Annotated in this window: 18 protein-coding genes; 12 read left to right on the top strand and 6 right to left on the bottom strand. The window is 63.2% G+C overall.

Annotated features, from left to right (window positions below; genetic code table 11):
* On the top strand, positions 1–630 hold the full coding sequence (locus AC1RTQ_RS16845; RefSeq protein WP_492877382.1) for a response regulator transcription factor: 630 nt from the start codon (positions 1–3) through the stop codon (positions 628–630).
* Positions 631–695: 65 nt separating this feature from the next.
* Here AC1RTQ_RS16845 and AC1RTQ_RS16840 read toward each other — a convergent pair whose 3' ends face one another.
* Positions 696–1,355, bottom strand: coding sequence for a YiaD family glycine zipper/OmpA-like lipoprotein (locus tag AC1RTQ_RS16840; RefSeq protein WP_492877380.1), 660 nt, complete (start codon positions 1,353–1,355; stop codon positions 696–698).
* Positions 1,356–1,539: 184 nt separating this feature from the next.
* Positions 1,540–1,710: a hypothetical protein gene (locus AC1RTQ_RS16835; protein ID WP_492877378.1), complete on the bottom strand. Its 171-nt coding sequence runs from the start codon at positions 1,708–1,710 to the stop codon at positions 1,540–1,542.
* Here AC1RTQ_RS16835 and mltA point away from each other — a divergent pair.
* Complete coding sequence (gene mltA, locus AC1RTQ_RS16830) at positions 1,709–2,884, top strand: murein transglycosylase A (protein WP_492877376.1); 1,176 nt, start codon at positions 1,709–1,711, stop codon at positions 2,882–2,884. The two genes, AC1RTQ_RS16835 and mltA, sit on opposite strands and share 2 nt — an antisense overlap.
* A 94-nt stretch (positions 2,885–2,978) precedes the next feature.
* Here mltA and AC1RTQ_RS16825 read toward each other — a convergent pair whose 3' ends face one another.
* Both AC1RTQ_RS16825 and AC1RTQ_RS16820 read right to left on the bottom strand, forming a co-directional pair.
* The gene (locus AC1RTQ_RS16825; RefSeq protein ID WP_492877374.1) at positions 2,979–4,688 is read right to left on the bottom strand and encodes an MFS transporter; all 1,710 of its coding nucleotides are present in this window, start codon (positions 4,686–4,688) and stop codon (positions 2,979–2,981) included.
* Between the two features lie 221 nt (positions 4,689–4,909).
* Entirely contained in the window at positions 4,910–5,392 is a 483-nt protein-coding gene (locus AC1RTQ_RS16820) for an Lrp/AsnC family transcriptional regulator (protein ID WP_003060152.1), read from the bottom strand.
* Positions 5,393–5,590: 198 nt separating this feature from the next.
* On the opposite strand from AC1RTQ_RS16820, the gene AC1RTQ_RS16815 reads away from it, so the two are divergent.
* From AC1RTQ_RS16815 to AC1RTQ_RS16795, 5 genes are all read left to right on the top strand, one after another.
* Positions 5,591–9,169 (top strand): indolepyruvate ferredoxin oxidoreductase family protein, encoded by a 3,579-nt coding sequence (locus AC1RTQ_RS16815; protein ID WP_492877371.1) that lies wholly within the window; start codon positions 5,591–5,593, stop codon positions 9,167–9,169.
* A gap of 363 nt (positions 9,170–9,532) precedes the next feature.
* Complete coding sequence (gene yajC / locus AC1RTQ_RS16810) at positions 9,533–9,865, top strand: preprotein translocase subunit YajC (protein WP_302092600.1); 333 nt, start codon at positions 9,533–9,535, stop codon at positions 9,863–9,865.
* A gap of 88 nt (positions 9,866–9,953) precedes the next feature.
* Entirely contained in the window at positions 9,954–11,852 is a 1,899-nt protein-coding gene (gene secD / locus AC1RTQ_RS16805; RefSeq protein WP_492877369.1) for a protein translocase subunit SecD, read from the top strand.
* An 11-nt stretch (positions 11,853–11,863) separates the two neighbouring features.
* Positions 11,864–12,820: a protein translocase subunit SecF gene (gene secF, locus AC1RTQ_RS16800; protein WP_302092598.1), complete on the top strand. Its 957-nt coding sequence runs from the start codon at positions 11,864–11,866 to the stop codon at positions 12,818–12,820.
* A gap of 56 nt (positions 12,821–12,876) precedes the next feature.
* Positions 12,877–15,276, top strand: a complete 2,400-nt coding sequence (locus AC1RTQ_RS16795) for a DUF1631 domain-containing protein (protein ID WP_492877367.1) — start codon at positions 12,877–12,879, stop codon at positions 15,274–15,276.
* A 128-nt stretch (positions 15,277–15,404) separates the two neighbouring features.
* Here AC1RTQ_RS16795 and dprA read toward each other — a convergent pair whose 3' ends face one another.
* Together dprA and AC1RTQ_RS16785 are read right to left on the bottom strand one after the other, a co-directional pair.
* Entirely contained in the window at positions 15,405–16,598 is a 1,194-nt protein-coding gene (gene dprA / locus AC1RTQ_RS16790; RefSeq protein WP_492877365.1) for a DNA-processing protein DprA, read from the bottom strand.
* A gap of 13 nt (positions 16,599–16,611) precedes the next feature.
* Positions 16,612–17,799: a LysM peptidoglycan-binding domain-containing protein gene (locus AC1RTQ_RS16785; RefSeq protein WP_492877363.1), complete on the bottom strand. Its 1,188-nt coding sequence runs from the start codon at positions 17,797–17,799 to the stop codon at positions 16,612–16,614.
* A 203-nt stretch (positions 17,800–18,002) separates the two neighbouring features.
* Between AC1RTQ_RS16785 and def the strand changes: the two genes are divergently transcribed.
* From def to AC1RTQ_RS16760, 5 genes are read left to right on the top strand one after another with little or no spacing between them, the layout of a single operon-like run.
* Complete coding sequence (def, locus tag AC1RTQ_RS16780; protein ID WP_302092594.1) at positions 18,003–18,515, top strand: peptide deformylase; 513 nt, start codon at positions 18,003–18,005, stop codon at positions 18,513–18,515.
* A 10-nt stretch (positions 18,516–18,525) separates the two neighbouring features.
* Positions 18,526–19,023, top strand: coding sequence for a hypothetical protein (locus AC1RTQ_RS16775; RefSeq protein WP_492877360.1), 498 nt, complete (start codon positions 18,526–18,528; stop codon positions 19,021–19,023).
* Between the two features lie 42 nt (positions 19,024–19,065).
* Positions 19,066–20,031: a methionyl-tRNA formyltransferase gene (gene fmt / locus AC1RTQ_RS16770; RefSeq protein ID WP_409812067.1), complete on the top strand. Its 966-nt coding sequence runs from the start codon at positions 19,066–19,068 to the stop codon at positions 20,029–20,031.
* Positions 20,028–20,798, top strand: coding sequence for an AzlC family ABC transporter permease (locus AC1RTQ_RS16765; RefSeq protein ID WP_492877358.1), 771 nt, complete (start codon positions 20,028–20,030; stop codon positions 20,796–20,798). The genes fmt and AC1RTQ_RS16765 overlap by 4 nt, the downstream gene beginning before the upstream one ends.
* Positions 20,795–21,127: an AzlD domain-containing protein gene (locus AC1RTQ_RS16760; RefSeq protein WP_492877356.1), complete on the top strand. Its 333-nt coding sequence runs from the start codon at positions 20,795–20,797 to the stop codon at positions 21,125–21,127. The genes AC1RTQ_RS16765 and AC1RTQ_RS16760 overlap by 4 nt, the downstream gene beginning before the upstream one ends.
* The last annotated feature ends 38 nt before the right edge of the window (positions 21,128–21,165 follow it).

Genomic DNA, 21,165 nt, shown 5'->3' with positions numbered 1-21,165 from the left:
ATGGAACCTGTCACCGACGCTACCGTCTACGTTGTGGACGACGATGCCGATGTCCGAGAGGCATTGGCATGGCTGCTGCGTTCGCGCCGATTGCTGAGCGAGTGCTATCGCAACGCCGAAGAATTCGAGCAGGCCGTGCTGCAGACCACCCCCGTGACGCGCCGACCCTGTTGCCTGCTGCTCGATATGCGCATGACGGGCATGAGCGGCCTGTCGCTGTTCGACCGCATGCTGGAGCGCGGCCAGATCGAGGCCATGCCCGTGATCTTTCTGACCGGACATGCCGATGTCCCCACGGCCGTGGATACGGTCAAGCGCGGTGCCTTCGACTTTTGCGAGAAACCGTTTTCCGACAACGCGCTGGTGGACCGTGTGGAGCAGGCTCTGGCGCTGTCTGCCGAGCATCTGGCTGCCTTGCAGGCGCGCGAAGAGGTGCGTAGCCGTTTGGACGAGCTGACCGATCGGGAAAAGGACGTGATGAAACTGGTCGTCGAGGGCGTACCGAACAAGCTGATCGCCGATCAGCTCGACATCAGCGTGCGCACCGTGGAAGTGCACCGCGCGCGGGTCTTCGACAAGATGCAGGTCAAGTCGGCCGTCGAGCTGGCCAATCTGCTGCGCAACGCCTGAATAAAAGCCCCCGCGACATGAAAAAAGCCCCGCCAGGCGGGGCTTTTTGCTGGTCTCGCGCTGGCTTATTGAGGCGCACGTTCGCCCACGAAGATTTCCACGCGGCGGTTGCGCGCACGGCCTTCGTTGGTGGCATTGGAGGCCACAGGCTGGTGCGAGCCCATGCCCTGCACCTGGATGCGGGCACCGTTGACGCCGCGCGATGTCAGATAGTTGCGGGTGCTCTCGGCACGCTGCAGCGACAGAGGGTTGTTGATGGCATCGGAGCCTGTGCTGTCGGTGTGACCGATGATGCGCACTTCTGCGTTGGGGTTGTTGCGCAGACCTTCGGCAAAGCGATCGAGGATGGGGGCGAAGTTGCCCTTGATGTCGGCGCGGCCGGTGTCAAAGGAAATATCGCTGGGGATGTCCAGCTTGAGCTGGTTGTCCGCAGTCTGTGTCACGCCCACGCCTGTGCCCTGGGTCGCGGCTTCCATTTCACGCTTTTGCTTCTCAAGGTTCTGCGACCAGATATAGGTGCCCAGTGCACCTACGCCAGCGCCGATCAGGGCGCCCGCGCCGGCGTTGTGGCCGGTCAGTGCACCGATGGCCGCGCCGCCCAGCGCACCCACGCCTGCGCCGGTGGCGGTGCGACGCGTGGTGTCCGACATGCCGCCGGTATTGGCACAGCCGGTGATCAACAATGCAGAGGCCAGAGCGGCCGTCACAGCCATTTGCTTGCGCATAGAAAACTCCTTAGTTTGATGAACGACCCGGAGGGTCCTGCAAACCAGCTTCGCGTAAAAGCTGCAAGGCCACGAGCGTACTGCCAAGAGAAGGCAAAAAAAGTAGGACGCGGGCCAGCGAGCGGTTTCTGGTGCAAAAGATTGTCACATCCAGCCCGCGCCGCAGTGGCTGCAGCGTCATGGGCTAAGCTCGATTAGAGCGATCTTGTTCGGGGTCTGCAAGCACTTCTTTGTGCGTTGCCGGCTCGACCGGGGCCGGCAACTCACCCTTTTTCCGACCCGAGAACATGGTCCACCACACAATAGCGACCAAAATGGCCAATGCCAGCAGAGCTTCAAGCAAAATCAGACCCATGAATTTCCATCTCCTGCGCCGTTTTTCACTGGCGCTGATTGTAGGAACCCTGGTGGCATGCACCACCACCAAGCAGCAAAACGACCCGGCACCGGTGCCCGAGATGGCTCCGCATGGCGGGCCGGCTTCCGCAGCCAGGCCGCCGTTCACCGCCAATGTACCGACTAAAAGCCGCTGGGTGGCGGTGGATTGGGGCGAGTTGCCCGGCGTGCCCCAGGATTCTCTGAACGAGGCCTGGAATGCCTGGATCAAGAACTGCGAGCGTCCCAGCACCGTGTTTGCCAATCTGTGCGGCGAGGTGCGCCGCCTGAGCATTGCCTCGGAAGACGAGCAGCGCAGCTGGATGATGAACACGCTGCAGCCCTATCGCATCGAAGCGACCACGGGCAGCCCCGACGGCATGCTGACCGCCTATTACGAGCCCCTGTACGAGGCGCGCCGTGTACAGGGCAACGGCTTCAATGTGCCCATCTATCAGGTCCCGCAGGGCTTTGGCAAGCGCAAGCCCTGGTTCACGCGCCAGCAGATCGACACCAACCCCGAGGCGCAGGCCGCGCTGGCCGGCCGTGCCATTGCCTGGCTGCGCGACCCGGTGGACATGCTGGTGCTGCATATCCAGGGCTCGGGCCGGCTGATGCTGACCGAGGCCGACGGTCGCCAGCGCATGATCCGCGTAGCCTATGCCGGCACCAACGATCAGCCCTACAAGAGCGTGGGCCGCTGGCTGCTCGATCAGAACCTGGTGCGCGACGCCACCTGGCCGGGCATCAGCGCCTGGATTGCCGCCAATCCGTCGCGGGTCAACGAGATGCTGTGGAGCAATCCGCGCTATGTGTTCTTCCGCGAGGAGGCGCTCAATGACTTCGATGCCCAGTTCGGCCCCAAGGGCGCGCAGGGCGTGGCGCTGACGCCGGGCCGCTCCATTGCCGTGGACCGCAACAGCATCCCCTACGGCACGCCGGTCTGGCTGTCCACGCCCGGCCCCACCGTCTCGCTCAACCGCCTGGTGTTTGCGCAGGATACGGGCAGCGCCATTCTGGGCGCCGTGCGCGCCGACTATTTCATGGGCTGGGGGGCCGAGGCCGGCGATGTGGCGGGCCGCATCAAGCAGCCGCTCAAGCTCTGGGCCTTCTGGCCCAAGGCCCTGGCCGGATCGGCGCCGCATCTGCGCTGATGCAAAAAACAGGAGCTGCAAGCGCTTGTCAGTCAATGAATTTCAATGGATAACTATCTGAAATCCTTGCACTGAAAGCGCTAGCAGCTCTCTTTTAGAGAGCGTCGGTGAAGTAGCGCTGCACCACGGGCGGCTCCTTGCCCTTGTGAAAGCTCAGCTTGCGGTCGCGCAGCGCCACATCGGCGGTCGTCACGCGCTCGAAGCGGCGCAGGTGCTCGGTCCAGGACTCGTCGGTGATCTGCTCCACGAAGCGCTCGGGATGGCTCATGCTGTGCAGCAGGCTCCAGGACAGCGCGCCCTGGCGCAGGCGGCTGCGCCGGCTCAGCTGCATCAGATCGCGGAAGGCGCCGGCCCTGGCCGGATCGATCAGGTACTCGATGGTCACCACCACGCGGCCGGCTTCGGGCGGCAGCGCGGCCGTCGGCGGCGTGAAGGCGCGCGACGGGCTGAGGTCTTCCTCGATGTCGCGGTCCGGGTTCAGGCGCTGCACGATCAGCAGGGCCGTCAGCCCGCTGACGGCGGCCACGGCCATGCTGATCTGCACCGAGCCCAGGCTGGCGACCTTGCCCCAGATGGCGGCACCAATCGCCGTGCTGCCCATGATGGACATCTGGTAGATGGACATGCCGCGTGCCCGCACCCAGTTGGGCAGGGCCATCTGCGCGGCCACGCCCAGCGTGTTGGCCGTGGCCAGCAGGGCCAGGCCCGAGAGCATCATGCCCGGCACGGCCACGGCGATATGGGGGGCGAAGGCCACGGTCAGCGTGGCCAGGCTCTGCGCGGCCACACCGGCCAGCACCGTGCGCTCGCCCGACATCATCTGGCGTATGCGCGGCAGCAGCATGGCGCCCAGGATGGCGCCCGCGCCCATGGACGCCAGCAGCAGCGTGAAGGTGCCGGCGCTGCCGCTGCTGGCCATGCCGTGGTCCAGGCGCTGGGCCGTCAGCGGCAGCAGCGCCATGATGGCGGCGGCCTGCAGAAAGTAGCAGACGGTGCGCAGCAGCACGGCATGCATGCGCGGCGACTCCTGGATGAACTGCAGGCCCACCCGCATGGCCGAGCCCAGGCGCTCGCGGCCCAGCGGGTTGGCGGGCTGCTGGCGCTTCCAGCGCAGCAGCACAAAGCCCGAGACGATGGACAGCGCTGCGTTGAGCACGAACACCCAGGCGCTGCCCAGGCTGGCAATCAGGGCGCCCGCCACCAGCGGGCCGATGATGCGCGAGGCATTCATGGCCACGCCATTGAGCGCCATGGCAAAGGGCAGGTGGTGCTTGGGCACCAGCTCGGGGATCAGCGCCGAGAACACCGGCCAGCGCATGGCCAGGCCGATGCCGTTGGCAAACACCAGGGCCAGCAGCAGATAGGGCGTCAGCTGGCCCGAGAGCACGGCCAGGCACAGCAGCAGCGCCACGGCGGCGACCCAGAACTGGGTGACGATGAAATAGCGACGCCGGTCCAGAATGTCGGCCAGCGCGCCGCTGGGCAGGGCCAGCAGCAGCACCGGCAAGGTGGAGGCCGACTGCACCAGCGCCACCAGCACGGGCGAGGTGGTCAGCGATGTCATCAGCCAGGCGGCCGCCACATCGTTCATCCACATGCAGATATTGGCCGTCATCCAGATCATCCACAGCATGCGGAAGGTGGGGGTGGCCAGTGGTGTCCAGACGCCCGGGGCCGCGGCAGGCGGCGCGCCGCCGTCATGCATGGCCGAGGGATCTTCCAGCAGCTTGCCTGCTGGGACCTGGCCGGATTCTGAAATGATTGGGGGGTGGGAAGCGCGTGCTGCGGAATCATCGTGGGCCATGGTGCACGATTCTGTCGCAGGAAAGTTGTGCTGACAAATACGTAGTTTCTCAAACCTGCCAGGCCAGGCGCTCAGTGCTGGCCATGCACTGGATGCTATCTATATGTGAGCTTGTAGCGCTTTCTCAACAATGATTTCAATATATATTGAGCCTGTATCGCTTATGAATAAAGCGGTACATGCTTCACTTTTGAAGGATGCCGGCCTGGAGCGGGCGGCACTCAGGCGTGCGTCAGCGTGCTGGGCAGCGGCAGCGCGCTGCTGGACTTCACTTCGCCCAGCGAGAAAATCGTGTGCACGTCTTTGACGTTGGGCAGGCGCAGCAGCACATTGCGCACAAAGCCGGAAAAGCTCTCCAGATCCCGGGCCACGACCTGCAGCTCGAAGGTGCCCGCGCCGCTGATGTAGTGGCAGGAGGTGACCTCGGGCAGCAGGCGAATCGCTTCCTCCATGCGCAGCGTGATGTCGGCCGTGTTCTGTGCGGCATCCACGCGCACAAAGGCCAGCACGCCCAGGCCCAGCTTGTGGCGGTCCAGCGTGGCGTGATAGCCGGTGATATAGCCCGACTCCTCCAGCGCGCGCACGCGCCGCCAGCAGGGCGCGGCGGACAGGCCTACGCGCTGGGCCAGCTCGGCATTGGTGAGGCGGCCGTCCATTTGGAGCTCGTTCAGGATGGCCCAGTCGAAGCGATCAAGTTGATTCATGATTCACAATTTACAGCAAGATTCTTTCAAAAACTAGGTTAATCCCGGCAATAAAAAGAAAGCTCTATTCAGGGCGTTTTCCGTAAACTTTGGTCAAACAACCCGCGTTCCATGCCTCTGGCGCAGGAATGCCCAAAGCAATATGCTGCTCTGGTAGCCAACAGCTGCCACGGGTGGTCACCCACATGGAGACAAGCCATGAATGCCCCTTTGCCCGATGAAGTCCGTCGTGCCCTGGAGTCTGTGACTCTGGACGACAAATATTCCCTGGCCCGCGGCCGCGCCTTTATGAGCGGCGTGCAGGCCCTGGTCCGACTGCCCATGCTGCAGCGGCTGCGCGATGCGCAGGCCGGACTCAATACCGCCGGCTTCATCAGCGGCTATCGCGGCTCGCCCCTGGGCACTTACGACCAGTCGCTGTGGGCCGCCAAAAAGCATATGGAGGCGAATCACATCGTCTTTCAGCCCGGCGTGAACGAAGAGCTGGGCGCCACGGCCGTCTGGGGCACGCAGCAGCTCGATCTCTATCCCGAAACCAAGAAGTTCGACGGTGTCTTCGGCATCTGGTATGGCAAGGGGCCTGGCGTGGACCGCTGCTCCGACGTGTTCAAGCACGCCAATATGGCGGGCACGGCAAAGCATGGCGGCTTGATTGCGATCGCGGGCGACGACCACATCAGCAAGTCCTCCACGGCCGCGCACCAGAGCGACCACATCTTCAAGGCCTGCGGCACGCCGGTGTTCTTTCCCAGCAATGTGCAGGACATCCTGGACATGGGCCTGCATGCCTTTGCCATGAGCCGCTTCTCGGGCCTGTGGTCGGGCATGAAGACGATTCAGGAGGTGGTGGAGTCCTCCTCCTCGGTCCTGGTGGACCCGGATCGCGTCAACATCATCCTGCCCGAAGACTTTCAGATGCCCGACGGCGGCCTGCATATCCGCTGGCCCGATCCGCCGCTGGAGCAGGAAGCGCGGCTGATGAACTACAAGTGGTATGCGGCCCTGGCCTATGTGCGCGCCAACAAGCTCAACCACAACGTGATCGAGGGACCGAGCGACCGCTTCGGCATCATCGCCAGCGGCAAGGCCTATAACGACACGCGCCAGGCCATGGCCGATCTGGGGCTGGACGAGGACACTTGCCACCAGCTGGGCATCAGGCTGCACAAGGTGAATGTGGTCTGGCCGCTGGAGGCCACCATCACGCGCGATTTCGCGCGCGGCCTGCAGGAGATTCTGGTGGTCGAGGAAAAGCGCCAGGTCATCGAATACCAGATCAAGGAAGAGCTCTACAACTGGCGCGACGACGTGCGCCCCAATGTGGTGGGCAAGTTCAGCGACGAGCATGGCGGCGAATGGTCGCTGCCCAACCCCAGCACCGACTGGCTGCTGCGCCCCACGGCCGATCTGACCCCCGCCATCATTGCGCGCGCCATTGCCCAGCGCCTGAAGAAGCTGGGCGTGCCCGAGCATGTGCAAACGCGCATGCAGCAGCGTCTGGCCGTGCTCGACGCCCGCGAAGCGGCGATCAAGGCGGCCAAGGAAGTCTCCACCGGCGACCGCACGCCCTGGTTTTGCAGCGGCTGCCCGCACAACACCTCGACACGCGTGCCCGAAGGCTCGCGCGCCGTGGCCGGCATCGGCTGCCACTACATGACCACCTGGATGCCCGACCGTCGCACCAGCACCTTCACGCAGATGGGCGGCGAGGGCGTGACCTGGGTGGGACAGGCGCCTTTCACCAAGGAAGCCCATGTCTTCGCCAATCTGGGCGACGGCACCTACTTCCACAGCGGGCTGCTGGCCATTCGCCAGAGCATCGCGGCCGGCACCAACATCACCTACAAGGTGCTCTACAACGACGCCGTGGCCATGACGGGCGGCCAGCGCGTGGGCGAGCGGCCCGAAGGCCATTCGGTGCTGCAGATCATGAACAGCCTGCTCTCCGAAGGCGTGCGCAAGCTGGTCATCGTCACCGACGAGCCCGAGAAATACGATGGCGTGAAGCTGGGCGAGGGCGTGACCGTGCACCACCGCGACGAGCTCGATGCGATCCAGCGCCAGTTCCGCGAGCTCACGGGCTGCACGGCCATCATCTACGACCAGACCTGCGCCACCGAAAAGCGCCGCCGCCGCAAACGCGGCCTGCTATCCACGCCCGACAAGACCGTGGTCATCAACGAGCTGGTCTGCGAGGGCTGTGGCGATTGCTCGGTGCAGTCCAACTGCCTGTCGGTGGAGCCCGTGGAGACCGAGTTCGGCCGCAAGCGCCGCATCAACCAGAACAGCTGCAACAAGGACTATTCCTGCGTCAAGGGCTTCTGCCCCAGCTTCGTCACCGTCGAGGGCGGTCAGCTCAAGAAGCCCAAGCAGGACAAGAAGGGCAGCCTGGAAGCGCTGCCCAATATTCCCGAGCCCATCGTGCCCGTGGCCGAGCAGGCCTGGGGCATCGTGGTGGCCGGTGTCGGCGGCACGGGCGTGATCACCATCGGTTCGCTGCTGGGCATGGCCGCACACCTGGAAGGCAAGGGCGTGGTTACGCAGGATGCGGCCGGTCTGGCGCAAAAAGGCGGCTCCACCTGGAGCCATATCCAGATCGCCAACCGCGCCGATGCCATCTACACCACCAAAGTGGACATGGCCAAGGCCGATCTGGTCATCGGCTGCGACCCCATCGTGGCGGCCACGCCCACCACCTTGTCCGTGATGCAGCCGGGGCGCACCTATGTGGCGCTCAACAGCCATGCCGCGCCCACGGCCAGCTTTGTGGGCAACCCCGACTGGCAGTCGCCTGCCGCACGCTGCGCCACGGCGCTGGCCGAGGCCGTGGGTCATGGCGCCCTGGGCAGCTTCGACGCCGAGAAGGCCTCCACCGCCTTGCTGGGCGACAGCATCTACGCCAACCCCATGATGCTGGGCTACGCCTGGCAAAAGGGCAAGGTGCCGCTGAGCCATGCCTCGCTGATGCGCGCCATGGAGCTCAACGGCGTGCAGGTGGCGCGCAACCAGGAGGCCTTTGAATGGGGCCGCCGCTGCGCCCACGATCTGGAGGCAGTGCGCGCTCTGTATCAGGCATCGCAGGTGATCCAGTTCGTCAAGAAGCCGTCGCTAGCGGAAATGCTGGACAAGCGTGTGGAGTTCCTCACGGCCTACCAGAACGCGGCCTATGCCCAGCAGTACAGCGACTTCGTCGCCAAGGTGCGCGCGGCGGAAGAGCCGCTGGCCCAGGGCACGCGCCTGTCCCAGGCCGTGGCGCGCTATCTGTTCAAGCTGATGGCGTACAAGGACGAGTACGAGGTGGCGCGTCTGCACACCGAGGCAGCGTTCACCCAGAAGATCAGCGACATGTTCGAGGGCGACTACAAGCTCGTGCATCACCTCGCGCCCCCCGGTTTCGCGAAGAAGGACGCGCAGGGCCGTCTGCTCAAAAAGTCCTATGGCCCCTGGATGCGCAAGGCCATGGGCTGGCTGGCCGGCATGAAGGGACTGCGCGGCACGGCGCTCGATCCCTTCGGTCGCACCGAAGAGCGCCGCACCGAGCGCGCCCTGATCGTCGAATACCGCCAGTGCATCGAAACCCTGCTGACGGGTTTGACGACCGACAAGCTGGCGCTGGCTGTGGAGATCGCCTCCATCCCCGAAGACATTCGAGGCTACGGCCATGTGAAGGAGCACCATCTGGCGGCCGCGCGCATCAAGTGGCAGTCGTTGATGACGCGCTGGAATGGCTCGGCTGCACCCGCTGCGCCAGCGGTCAAGCTGATGGCAGTGAACTAATTGCGCCGAGGCGCATCACAACAAGGCCGGGGCAACCCGGCCTTTGTATTCATGGCCAAAGGCGCGACGCTGGCGGTACTATCTGATTGATAGCTGCAAGCGCCTGTGTTGACTGATATTCAAATATAAAACAATCAGAAAATAATACAGGTAGTGCGCTGATAGCTATGCTTTTTGCAGGTGTTGTTGATGTGGGACGGGAGGTCCGCATCGCATCAGGGAATGCCTGTGCTGCGCGGCTGCCCATGCCAATCTTGGGCACAAGCCAGCCGAATACAATGTCCCGCTGACCTGGCGAGATCGCGCAAGTGCGTGCCTGCCGGGACCTATTCCTGACAAATTCACTCTTTCGGAGTCTTTTTCGTGTTCATTTCTTCTGCTTTCGCCCAGACCGCTCCTGCCGCCGCTGCTGAAGGCGGCTTCATGGGTTCGCTCACCGGCATGCTGCCTCTGGTGCTGATGTTCGTGGTGCTGTACTTCGTGATGATTCGTCCCCAGATGAAGCGTCAAAAGGAACACCGCTCCATGATCGAGGCGCTGGCCAAGGGTGATGAAGTGGCTACCGCCGGCGGCATCATCGGCACCGTGACCCGTATGGCCGAGCAATTCATCTACATCGAAGTAGCCTCCGGTGTGGAAGTCCAGATCCAGCGCTCCGCTGTGGTGCAGGTGCTGCCCAAGGGCACGGCCAAGTAAGCCTGTCTGCTGTGGATTTTGAGGGGTACGGCGCTCGAGCAGAGTGCGCGTACTCGTTGTGCGTTGCTGTAAAACAAAGAGCGCGATCATGAACCGATACCCGGTCTGGAAGTACGCGATCCTCGTGATCGCGCTGCTGGTGGGGGTGCTCTACACCCTGCCCAATTTCTTTGGTGAAGCGCCTGCCGTGCAGGTGTCCTCGGCCAAGTCCACCGTCAAGGTGGACAACGCTGTGCTGCAAAAGGTGGAATCTGCCTTGAGCGCGGCCAGCGTCAAAGCCACTTCAATGTCGCTGGAAGGCACTTCGGTGCGCGCCCGTTTCGATACGCCTGATGAGCAGCTCAAGGCCAAGGACGTCATCGAGAAGGCTCTGGTTGCCGATCCCACCGACCCCTCCTACATCGTGGCGCTGAACCTGGTGTCGCGCTCGCCCGACTGGCTGACGGCCATCGGCGCCAAGCCCATGTATCTGGGCCTGGACCTGCGCGGCGGCGTGCACTTCATGCTGCAGGTGGACATGGCAGCGGCCCTGACCAAGAAGGCCGAGAGCTATGCGGGCGATCTGCGCTCTTCGATGCGCGACAAGAACATCCGTCACGGCGGTGTCAGCCGCGACGGCAACAACGTCACCATTCGCGTGCGCGACGAAGCCACGCTGACGGCGGCGCGCAACCTGATTACGGACCAGTTCCCCGATCTGGTGGCCGCTTCCTCGCCCGATGGCACTGGCTTCAAGCTGGTGGCCTCGATCAAGCCCGAGGCCCTGCGCAAGGTGCAGGAGCAGGCGCTCAAGCAGAACATCGTCACGCTGCACAACCGTATCAACGAACTCGGCGTGGCCGAGCCTGTGATCCAGCAGCAGGGTCTGGACCGCATCGTGGTGCAACTGCCCGGCGTGCAGGACACGGCCAAGGCCAAGGACATTCTGGGCCGTACCGCCACGCTGGAAGTGCGCCTGGTGGACGAGTCCGCCGAAGCGCGTGCTGCCGAGATGGGCTCCGGCCCCGTGCCTTTCGGCTCCGAGAAATACCTGGACCGCAACGGCCAGAGCATCATCGTGCAAAAGCAGGTGATCCTGACCGGCGAGAACCTGACGGATGCCCAGCCCGGTTTTGACAGCCAGACCCAGGAGCCCACCGTCAACCTGGTGCTGGATGCCAAGGGCGCGCGCATCTTCAAGGACGTGACGCGCGAGAACATCAACAAGCGCATGGCCATCATCCTGTTCGAAAAGGGCAAGGGCGAAGTGGTGACGGCTCCCGTGATTCGTGGCGAAATCGGCGGCGGCCGCGTGCAGATCTCGGGTCGCATGACTACGGCTGAAGCCAACGACACCTCGCTGCTGCTGCGCGCCGGTTCGCTGGCCGCTCCCATGGAGATCATCGAGGAATACACCATCGGCCCAAGCCTTGGCGCCGACAACATCGACCGAGGCATCCACTCCGTGGTCTGGGGCATGGTGGCCGTTGCTGCCTTCATGTGTGTCTATTACATGCTGTTCGGCGTGATCTCCACGATCTCTCTGGGCGTCAACGTGTTGCTGCTGCTGGCCATTCTGTCCATGCTGCAGGCCACGCTGACCCTGCCCGGCATTGCCGCCATGGCGCTGGCGCTGGGTGTGGCCATCGACTCGAACGTGCTGATCAACGAGCGCATTCGCGAAGAGCTGCGTGCCGGTGCCTCGCCCCAGGCGGCGATCCATGCCGGTTACGAGCATGCCTGGCACACCATTTTGGACTCGAACGTGACCACCCTGATTGTGGGTCTGGCACTGCTGGCCTTTGGTTCTGGTGTGGTGCGCGGCTTTGCCGTGGTGCACTGCATCGGCATTCTGACCAGCATGTTCTCGGCGGTGTTCTTCTCGCGTGGTCTGGTCAATCTCTGGTATGGCGGTCGCAAGAAGCTCAAGAGCCTTGCCATCGGTCAGGTCTGGAAGCCTGAGGGTGAGGGTCACCGTTCCGTGGCCGGCCGTGGCGGCAACAACTAAGGAGGAAGATCATGGAGTTCTTCCGCATCAAAAAAGACATTCCGTTCATGAAGTACGCGTTGGTCTTCAACGCGATTTCCTTCATCACCTTTGCGCTGGCCGTTTTTTTCCTGTTCTCGCGCGGCCTGCATCTGTCCGTGGAGTTCACGGGCGGTACGGTCATGGAAGTGGCCTACACCCAGCCTGCCGACATCGGCAAGGTGCGTGAAACCGTTTCCAAGCTCGGCTATGCCGATGTGATCGTGCAGAATTTCGGTACATCCAAGGATGTGATGATTCGTCTGCCCGTGCAAAAGGGTGTGACGACTGCTCAGCAAAGTGAGCGGGTGATCACTGCACTGAAGGCCGAGGATGCAGAGGTCACGCTGCGCCGCACCGAGTTTGTCGGCCCGCAGGTGGGCGATGAGCTGATGCACAACGGCCTGATGGCGCTGGGCATGGTGGTGCTGGGCATCATCATCTATCTGGCCTTCCGCTTCGAGTGGAAGTTCGGTGTGGCGGCCATCATTGCCAACTTGCACGACGTGATCATCATCCTGGGCTTCTTTGCCTTCTTCCAGTGGGAGTTCTCGCTGTCCGTGCTGGCAGGCGTGCTGGCCGTGCTGGGCTACTCGGTCAACGAGTCCGTGGTGATCTTCGACCGTATCCGGGAGGCCTTCCGCAAGTTCCGCAAGCTCAGCACCCACGAGGTGATCGACCACGCCATCACGTCGACCATGAGCCGGACCATCATCACTCACGCCTCGACCGAAGCCATGGTGCTGTCCATGTTCTTCTTTGGCGGCCCCAGCCTGCATTACTTTGCGCTGGCGCTGACGATCGGTATCTTGTTCGGTATCTATTCTTCGGTGTTCGTGGCGGCTGCCATCGCCATGTGGCTGGGCGTCAAGCGCGAAGATCTGGTCAAGGCTCCAGCCAAGTCCGGGCCGCAGGATCCCAATGATCCCAACTCGGGAGCCGTGGTCTGACGCTTTGACCATTGCGGCAGGTGCATAACTGCTTCTGCCGCCATTACACTTAGGGAATGGCTCTCTCGCAGTCTTCCTCCACCGCGCCTGCGGCCCCGCAACAGCTGGGCTGGCAGGCGCGCTTGCGTTGGGTCCACGGCATTTGTCAGGGCCTGCCCAAGGTCGCTCAGCAACTGGATGAATTCCTCTCCAATCAGAGCATTGCCGTCTCCACTGCCAAGGAGATGCAGGAGTGGCGCGAGGCCTGGGTCGGTTTTCAGCAGAACAAGGACGCGTGGTTGCAGGCAGGCACCCAGGCGCTGCAGCAGGCTGTGCGCAAGCCGCCCTCTGGCAGTGCGGAGAGCCACTCGTCGGGCTCGGCTCCGCTGACCTTCGAGCTGCTCAGCGACGAGGTCGTCGAAAACAAGATTCTTGCCTCTCGCATGGCCCTGGCCATGGGAGAGACGCTGCAGCCCGGTTTCGAGGACATGCGCCTGCGTATCCAGGCGCTGGAGGGCCATGAACTGGCTTCCCAGGACATGTTCCGTGCCGAGACCATCTGCCTGCATCTGGTCGAGCAGTGGCTGGGCAGCGGCATGGAGCGCAAGCATTTGCTCAGGGCCGTGGAGCCCTTGCAGAATGCGCTGGCTCCGCTGATGGAGTCCGAATACAGCATCCTGCACAAGCTGCTGGATGCCAAGGGAGTCAGCAAGGCCCAGGATGCTCCGTTGCGCGTGCGACGTACCGAGGGCAGCCCGTCCACCGGTGCCATGCATCTGGGCGCCAGCAGTGGCTATGGCAATGCATCCGATGCGGGTTGGCCCAACTCTGCCATGCAGTACATGCCGGCCGGTATGGCCGCCGGCCTGGGCGCCGGGCCTGGGATGGCTCCAGGACTGGTCCTGCCGCCAGGCGCCAGCGCCGGCCTGGGCATGCTGGCGCGGGCGCGACATCGCGCGCTGGATGCCATGAATCAGCTGCGCCAGGTGCTGAGCCAGCCTGCGGTCGGCATTCCAGGTCTGATGCCAGGCGCGCCTGTCGCTCCCATGCCTCCGGCGTCTGCCGCTTTGGCGCAGGCGCTGCAGGAGCAGCAACATCTGATGGCGGCCGAGCTCCAGACCCTGTATCCGTCCGGGGCCGGCTCGGCAATGGCCATGCCTGCCATGGACTACAGCCAGGCAGCGATCGGCCAGCTGGTCAATCTGGTGCGCGAGCGCTCGGCTGACTGGAAGCAAAAGGCCGAGACCAAGAGCGAGAAGGCGACCATCGAGGTGGTGGCGCTGATGTTCCAGAGCATTCTTTCGGAAGACCGGCTGCCGCCGTCCATTCGCGTGTGGTTCGCGCGCTTGCAGGTCCCCGTTTTGCGCGTGGCCCTGGCCGAGCCGCAGTTCTTCAGCGATCTCAACCACCCGGCGCGCAAGCTGATCGACCGCATGGGCTCCTGCGTCATGGGCTTTGATGCCAGCAGCATCAATGGCAATGCGCTGGAGACCGAGATCCGCCGCGTGGTTCAGGTGATAGAGCAGTACCCTGAAACCGGGCAGAAGGTCTTCGCTCTGGTGCTGCGCGAGTTCGAGGAATTCCTCACCAGGCACTTTGCCCAGAATCGGTCCACGGCCAAGATCACCAGCGTGGCTCAGCAGGTGGAGCAGAAGGAGACGCTGGCCATCCAATACACCATCGAGCTGCGCAATATGCTCACCGATATGCCGGTGCGCGAAGAGGTGCGAGACTTTCTCTTCAAGTCCTGGGCCGATGTGCTGGCCATGGCCACCGTGCGCTATGGCGCCAAGGATGCGCGGGCCATGCGCCTCAAGCAGGCGGCCAGCGAGCTGGTCTGGTCGGCCAGCGCCAAGCCGATGCGTCAGGAGCGCGCGCGTGTCATCCAGGGCTTGCCGACCTTGCTGCAGACCTTGCGTGAAGGGCTGGAGCTGGTGAGCGTGACGGGGGAGGCGCAGTCGACCGCGATCAAGGTGTTGACCGATACGCTGGCACAGGCCTTCATGTCCAAGACGGCGGCCATTCCGACCGAGCGGATCGAGGCCATGGCCAAGCGTCTGGCGGAGCTGGAAAAATACATCAGCGAGGACGGCAAGCTCGACGATCTGCCGCTGTCCAGCGAGAGCATAGAGCTGATGCTGGGCGTGGATGCGGGCGATCTGAACGTCATTGCCAACACGGACAGCCCGGTGGAGCCCGCCATGCTGGAGTGGGCTCAGTCGCTGGAAAGCGGTCGCTGGTTCACGCTGGACCACAACGGTGCCCGTGTGCAGGTGCAATATGTCTGGCATAGCCGTCGCAAACATCTGCATTTGTTCGCCTCGCTGGATGGACATTGCTATCTGCTGCAGGCGCAGCGCATGGCGACCTATCTGCAGGCCGGCTTGCTCGCGGTGCATGATGCCGAAGCCCTGACGGTGCGCGCCACGCGCGATGCACTGCAGAAAATCCAGGCGAATCCGGAAAGACTGGTCTAAGCACCTGCGGTGCTTTACACCCTTTCCCTTTCTCTAGGCGCTGCGCCAGTGAAGGGGCGCGAAACCTTCGGCGCGTAGCGGCCCCTGCTTGGCGTGGTCTTGTCGGGATATGCCGGTTTTGGGACGTTTCAGCTTTGGGTAAGCCGCTGGTAGAGGCCGCCAGGCAGGCGCGCGACCAGGCCGTCGAGCTCCAACTCCATCAGCTGCGCCTGCAAATGGGCGGCATCCCAGCCCGTGCGATCGCTCAAGGACTCCAGTGTCATGGGGTCATGGCCCAGCGCCTGCAGCAGCGGGCTCTCGGGTGTCGGCGCTTTATTTTTGATAGCTTCTTGCGCTTGCTCGGCTTTGGTTGGCACGAGCTTCAGTCCTTGAAGCTCTTCGAGCACATTGTCAGCGGTTTCCACCAGCTTGGCTCCCTGGCGTATCAGCGCATGGCAGCCCTTGGCCTGCGGCGCGTGGATGGAGCCGGGCATGGCAAAGACTTCACGCCCCTGCTCGTTGGCCAGACGGGCCGTGATGAGCGAGCCAGACTGCAAGGCGGCTTCCACCACCAGGGTGCCTTGCGACAGGCCGGAGATGATGCGGTTGCGCTGAGGGAAATGCCTGGGCAAGGGCTCGCTGCCCAGCGGGTATTCGCTGATGACCAGCCCATGGAGCGCAATTTGCTGCGCCAGTTTGGCGTGCGCGCGCGGATAGACCTGATCGAGTCCGGTGCCGACGACGGCAATGGTGCAGGGGGTGGGGCCTGAGCGGGCCTGGAGTGCTCCCTCGTGGGCTGCTGCATCGATGCCGCGTGCCAGACCTGAGACTATGCACAGCCCTTGCTCGGCCAGTGCCTGCGCCATGCTGCGCGCATTGATGACGCCCTGGGCGGATGGATTGCGGCTGCCCACCATGGCCAGGGTGGCGGGATAGGGGAACCAGGGCCGGGCAGATGCCAGCAGTGTCGCTGGACCTTGGACAAACAGCAGCAGGGGCGGATCTTCGGTCTGCAGCAGGCAGTCCGGATATTGAGAGTTGCCCAGATGGATCACGGTGTGCAAGGTCCCCGGTGCGGGCGAGGCGAGCCATCGGGCCAGGGTGGTGCAATGCCTGTCCCAGTCAGCCGGAAGCGCTGTCAGAGCCTTGATCTGAGCCTGAGTGGCGCATTCCGCCCATGTGGACAGCGGCAGCTGCCAGACCGCGTCTGCACTACCGGCGCTGGCCAGCAGGCGGCGTGCCGTGGTGCGTCCAAGACCTGGTGTCAGCAGCAGCCGCAGCCAGGCCAGAGCTTCGGCATCGGGTAGGGCATGGTGCGCATCTTGTGAAGGGGGCGATACCATGCTCACGCTCCATTCAGGGCAGGGGTGACTGCAGGCCATCGCCCACATTCACTCCGCGCTGGGCCGTGGTGATGAGCGCGTAGGAAACTCGGTCAAACACCTTGAAGACCATGGCATAGCCATTGGCCTCATCGGGCAGCTTCACTCGGTCACGGCTGGGGCTGGTCTTGTCCACGATGACATTGCCCCTGTTGACGAGTTCCAGCACCGTGCCGACGTCCATGCCGTCACGAGCCCCCTTGTTGATGGCGATGACCTGATTCTGAGCCGCGTTATAGCCCACCGAGTCGCCGTAGATGGAGACCACGGCGGCATCCACCGCTTGGCGCGGGGCATGGGGCACATAGCTCAGATACTGCTGCTCGGGCGAGGGCAGCAGACGGTCACCGGCGCGGATTTCGTTCTTGGAGCGGATGATGTCCACTGTTCCAGGCGTGGTCTGTACAGGCTGGCCTGGCGCGGATTCAAGCAATGTTTCACTACGTGCCACGGTGGCACTGCCCAGGTACTTGGCTTCGTAGCCCAGGATTTCCCCGGTGACGGGATCCTTGAGGGGCGTGGCATCGCGGAAGATGCGGTAGCTCGCGGGCTGGCCCTTGCCGGTGGTGATCAGCGCACCGCCGGAGTTGCGCACATAGGCGCGATCGCCATTGGTCATGAGCACGCGCTTGTCCTGGGTGGCAATGATGCGCGGTGCCTGTGCCAGGGCCATTCTGTCCACCACCAGCGGCTCGGCCAGGAAGGGCTCGATCAGATGCGGCGGCAGCGTGGGCAGGGCCAAGTCGTTGAGTGACGATTCACGCGTTTGCGGCGACAGACGCACTACCTCGGAGTCGCCGTTGGGGGCAGTGGTCGACAGGCGGGCATAACCGTTGCTGCGCACCAGATACAGCACCTGGCCGGGGTAGATCTGATGTGGGTTGGCGATGCTGGAGAGGTTCATGCCCCAGAGGTCGGGCCAGCGCCAGGGCTGGCGCAGATACATGCCCGAGATGCCCCATAGTGTGTCGCCACGCTTGACGGTGTATTGCGCGGGAGCGTTGGACGCCAGTTCGTTCTCGGGGATGCCTTGCTGAGCGACTTGCTGTGCGGTGGAGCGCTGGGTGGCGGTCACAGGATAGCTTTGGGCATGGACCGAAGTCAGGGCTGCAAGCAATGTGGCTCCAATGCTCAAGGTGCGTGCAGTGGCAAATGCGGTCATGAAATTCCTTCTGGCGGGATTCGTTTGCTGCAGCGTCCCTCGCGTCGCCGCACTGTGGCCGATCTTGGCATAGCCAGCCAACAAGTCCTATAAATGTGTCGAAATTCTCGATGCAAGGCCTCGATAGATCAATGTTTATTGAGGGCGTGACAAGCGTTTGGCGTCAAATGTTGGGACAATAACGACAGATTTACCAAGACACCATGGCCATTCTTTCCATCCTCTGCTATCCCGATCCCCGTCTTCACAAGGTCGCCAAGCCCGTGGCGCAGGTGGATGAGCGCATCCAGACTCTGGTGAAAGACATGCTCGAGACCATGTATGACGCCCAGGGCATCGGCTTGGCCGCGACGCAGATCGATGTGCATGAGCGCGTCATCGTGATTGACGTGTCCGAGAAGCGCAATGAGCCCATGACTCTGATCAACCCCGAGATTCTCTGGGCCAGCGAGGAAAAGCAGCTGGGCGAGGAAGGCTGCCTGTCCGTGCCCGGCATCTACGACGGCGTGGAGCGCTCCATTGCCGTCAAGGTCAAGGCCCTGGATGAGCGCGGCAACAGCCGTGAGATCGACGCCGAAGGCATGCTGGCCATCTGTATCCAGCACGAGATGGATCACCTGCTGGGCAAGGTGTTTGTCGAGTACCTCTCGCCGCTGAAGCGCAATCGCATCAAGACCAAGCTGGTCAAGGCCCAAAAGCAAGCCCTGAGGGCCTGATCGGAGTCCCATGTCCCTGCCTCGCCTGCAAACACTGTTGACCGCCAGTCTGCTGACGTTGGGTTTGGCGGGTTGTATGGTGCCCCAGTGGCAAAAGCCCGGCATGCCTCAGGCCGAGGTGGAAAAAGGCATGGGCAAACCCACCCTGGTCGTGCCTCTGCCCGACGGCGGCCAGCGCCTGGTCTATAGCCAGCAGCCGGCTGGTCAGCAGGTCTATCACATGGATTTCGATGCCCGGCACAAGCTGGTGCGTGTGGAGCAGGTGCTGGATACGGCGCATTTTTTCGCGCTGCGCAACGGCGTTGACACCCGTGACGATGTCTACCGCGTGTTTGGTCCGCCCGCCATAGTCGAGAGGGTCTACAGCTTCAAAGGTGACATCTGGACCTACCGTTTTCTGGACAATACCTTTGCTCGGCGTGCCCATGTGCACATAGACCCGCAAGGTGTGGTTCAGAAGGTCATGTTCACCGATGAGAGCATTTACTTCAAAGAACCGCATCTTTGAACATCTGGCAGCCGGCGGCTGCCTTTTTAATTTGTGAGCCCCATGAAAGTCATTTTTGCCGGCACGCCCGAATTTGCGCGCGTGGCCCTGGAGAGTCTGCTGGCTGCAGGTTTTGAAGTCCCGTTGGTGCTGACGCAGCCGGATCGCCCCGCCGGGCGCGGCATGAAGCTGCAAGCCTCTCCCGTCAAGCAGTGCGCTTTGGAGCATGGCATTGCCGTGGCCCAGCCGCTGAGCCTGCGTCTGGACGGCAAATATCCCGAAGACGCCGCTGCCGCCAAGGTCGCTATCGATGCCGCCCAGGCCGATGTGATGGTGGTGGCTGCCTATGGCCTGATCCTGCCCCAATGGGTGCTTGATACGCCGCGCCTGGGTTGCTTGAACATTCACGCCAGCCTGCTGCCGCGCTGGCGCGGTGCAGCGCCGATTCATCGCGCCATCGAGGCCGGCGATGCCGAAACCGGCGTCACCATCATGCAGATGGATGCCGGCCTGGATACCGGCGATATGTGCGTGATCGAGCGTCTGCCGATTGCTGCGCACGACACCACGGCCAGCCTGCACGACAAGCTGGCCACGCTGGGCGGCCGCCTGATTGTGCAAGCGCTGGAAATGGCGGCCTGCGGAGGTCTCAATCGCACGCCACAGCCTGCCGATGGAGTGACCTATGCACACAAGATCGAGAAGGCCGAGAGCCTGATCGACTGGAGCGAAAGCGCCGACGTCATTGCGCGCCGCCTGCGCGCTTTCAATCCCTTCCCCGGCGGTGCCACCAGCCTGGGCGGCGAAGCCATCAAGGTCTGGGAAGCACAGGCGCAGCAAGGCAGCGGCGCACCCGGCTGCGTGCTGTCAGCCGATGCCCGGGGCGTGCGCGTGGCCTGTGGCAGCGGCGTGCTCAATATGACGCTGCTGCAGCGCGCGGGTGGCAAACGCCTGGCCGCAGGCGATTTTCTGCGTGGCTTCGAGTTGCCCGCAGGCGCGCAGCTGGGCGAGGATGCTGGCGAGGTATGACGGATGTGGTGCTCACGCTGGGTCAGCGTGCGAAATCGATAGTCAGGGATCCGTTTTTCTGGGTCGGCTCCAAAGAGATGGGTGGCACCGCTCTGGGCATTGCCGCCTGGGGTCTGGTGACCGGCGTGGCCATGGTCAAAAGCGGTCTTTCCGTACCCCTGGCGCTGCTCATGGGTTTGACTGTCTATGCGGGCAGTGCCCAGTTGGCCGTGCTGCCGCTGATGGCCGTGGGAGCTCCGCTGTGGGTGGTCTGGTTCACCGCCATCTGCGTGAACCTGCGTTTTGTGATCCTGTCCAGCATGTGGCGCAGCTATTTCGCCAACCTGAGTCTGCGTCACCGTCTGGCGGTCGCCTATTTCAGCGGCGATGTGATTTTCGTGAACTTCATGCGTCGCTACCCAGAGGCCAGGCCGCAGCCCGAGCAACTGCCCTATTTCTGGGGTGCGGCGCTGACCAACTGGGTGGCCTGGCAGATCCCGTCCACGCTGGGCATTTTCCTGGCCGATCAGATTCCTCTGTCCTGGGGGCTGGGCTTTGCCGGCGTGCTGGCGTTGTTGGGCGTGCTGTTGTCCATGCTCAAGGACCGCGCAACCTGGGTGGCCTCGATCGTAGCCTGTACGGCAGCCGTGGCGGCTTTTGCGCTGCCGCTCAAGCTCAATATCCTGGTGGCGATCGCTGCCGCCGTGGCTGCAGGCCTGACGGCCGAGCAGCTGCAAAAGCAGGCCAGCCGGCTGCCTGCGGTGAAGGATGAGGAGGAGCGGTCATGATGAGCAGTTTATGGGTCATCGTTGCCTGCATCGGTCTGGCGCTCATCACGCTGATCACGCGTGCTTTCTTCATGATCCCCGAGCGTGAACTGCCGCTGCCCAACTGGCTCAAGCGCGGGCTCAAATACGCGCCGTTGGCGGCCCTGGCGGCGGTGATTGCGCCCGAGATCGTGATGAGCAATGGTCAGCTGATCAACAGTCTGGCCGATGCGCGATTGCCTGCGCTGGCTGCTTCGGTGGTGTATTTTTTTTACAAGCGCAGCATTCTTGGCACCATTGCTTTAGGGATGGCGATTTATCTGCCGCTGCATATCGGTCTGGGCTGGTAGCCTCAAGACCAGACAAAACAGGAGCTGCGTGCTCCTGT

The organism is Comamonas sp. GW821-FHT11H03, assembly GCF_058807955.1.
Note: the sequence above shows the minus strand (reverse complement) of the source record. Positions and strands in the feature narration are given on the sequence as shown.

Bases quoted from the DNA above. Each gene is read 5' to 3' on its own strand.
- fmt (WP_409812067.1), top strand. From the start codon at position 19,066: ATGAAAGTCATTTTTGCCGGCACGCCCGAATTTGCGCGCGTGGCCCTG.
- AC1RTQ_RS16760 (WP_492877356.1), top strand. From the start codon at position 20,795: ATGATGAGCAGTTTATGGGTCATCGTTGCCTGCATCGGTCTGGCGCTC.
- AC1RTQ_RS16820 (WP_003060152.1), bottom strand. From the start codon at position 5,392: ATGAATCAACTTGATCGCTTCGACTGGGCCATCCTGAACGAGCTCCAA.
- AC1RTQ_RS16840 (WP_492877380.1), bottom strand. From the start codon at position 1,355: ATGCGCAAGCAAATGGCTGTGACGGCCGCTCTGGCCTCTGCATTGTTG.
- secF (WP_302092598.1), top strand. From the start codon at position 11,864: ATGGAGTTCTTCCGCATCAAAAAAGACATTCCGTTCATGAAGTACGCG.
- AC1RTQ_RS16825 (WP_492877374.1), bottom strand. From the start codon at position 4,688: ATGGCCCACGATGATTCCGCAGCACGCGCTTCCCACCCCCCAATCATT.
- dprA (WP_492877365.1), bottom strand. From the start codon at position 16,598: ATGGTATCGCCCCCTTCACAAGATGCGCACCATGCCCTACCCGATGCC.
- AC1RTQ_RS16785 (WP_492877363.1), bottom strand. From the start codon at position 17,799: ATGACCGCATTTGCCACTGCACGCACCTTGAGCATTGGAGCCACATTG.
- AC1RTQ_RS16795 (WP_492877367.1), top strand. From the start codon at position 12,877: ATGGCTCTCTCGCAGTCTTCCTCCACCGCGCCTGCGGCCCCGCAACAG.
- def (WP_302092594.1), top strand. From the start codon at position 18,003: ATGGCCATTCTTTCCATCCTCTGCTATCCCGATCCCCGTCTTCACAAG.
- secD (WP_492877369.1), top strand. From the start codon at position 9,954: ATGAACCGATACCCGGTCTGGAAGTACGCGATCCTCGTGATCGCGCTG.
- mltA (WP_492877376.1), top strand. From the start codon at position 1,709: ATGAATTTCCATCTCCTGCGCCGTTTTTCACTGGCGCTGATTGTAGGA.
- AC1RTQ_RS16835 (WP_492877378.1), bottom strand. From the start codon at position 1,710: ATGGGTCTGATTTTGCTTGAAGCTCTGCTGGCATTGGCCATTTTGGTC.
- AC1RTQ_RS16845 (WP_492877382.1), top strand. From the start codon at position 1: ATGGAACCTGTCACCGACGCTACCGTCTACGTTGTGGACGACGATGCC.
- AC1RTQ_RS16775 (WP_492877360.1), top strand. From the start codon at position 18,526: ATGTCCCTGCCTCGCCTGCAAACACTGTTGACCGCCAGTCTGCTGACG.
- AC1RTQ_RS16765 (WP_492877358.1), top strand. From the start codon at position 20,028: ATGACGGATGTGGTGCTCACGCTGGGTCAGCGTGCGAAATCGATAGTC.
- AC1RTQ_RS16815 (WP_492877371.1), top strand. From the start codon at position 5,591: ATGAATGCCCCTTTGCCCGATGAAGTCCGTCGTGCCCTGGAGTCTGTG.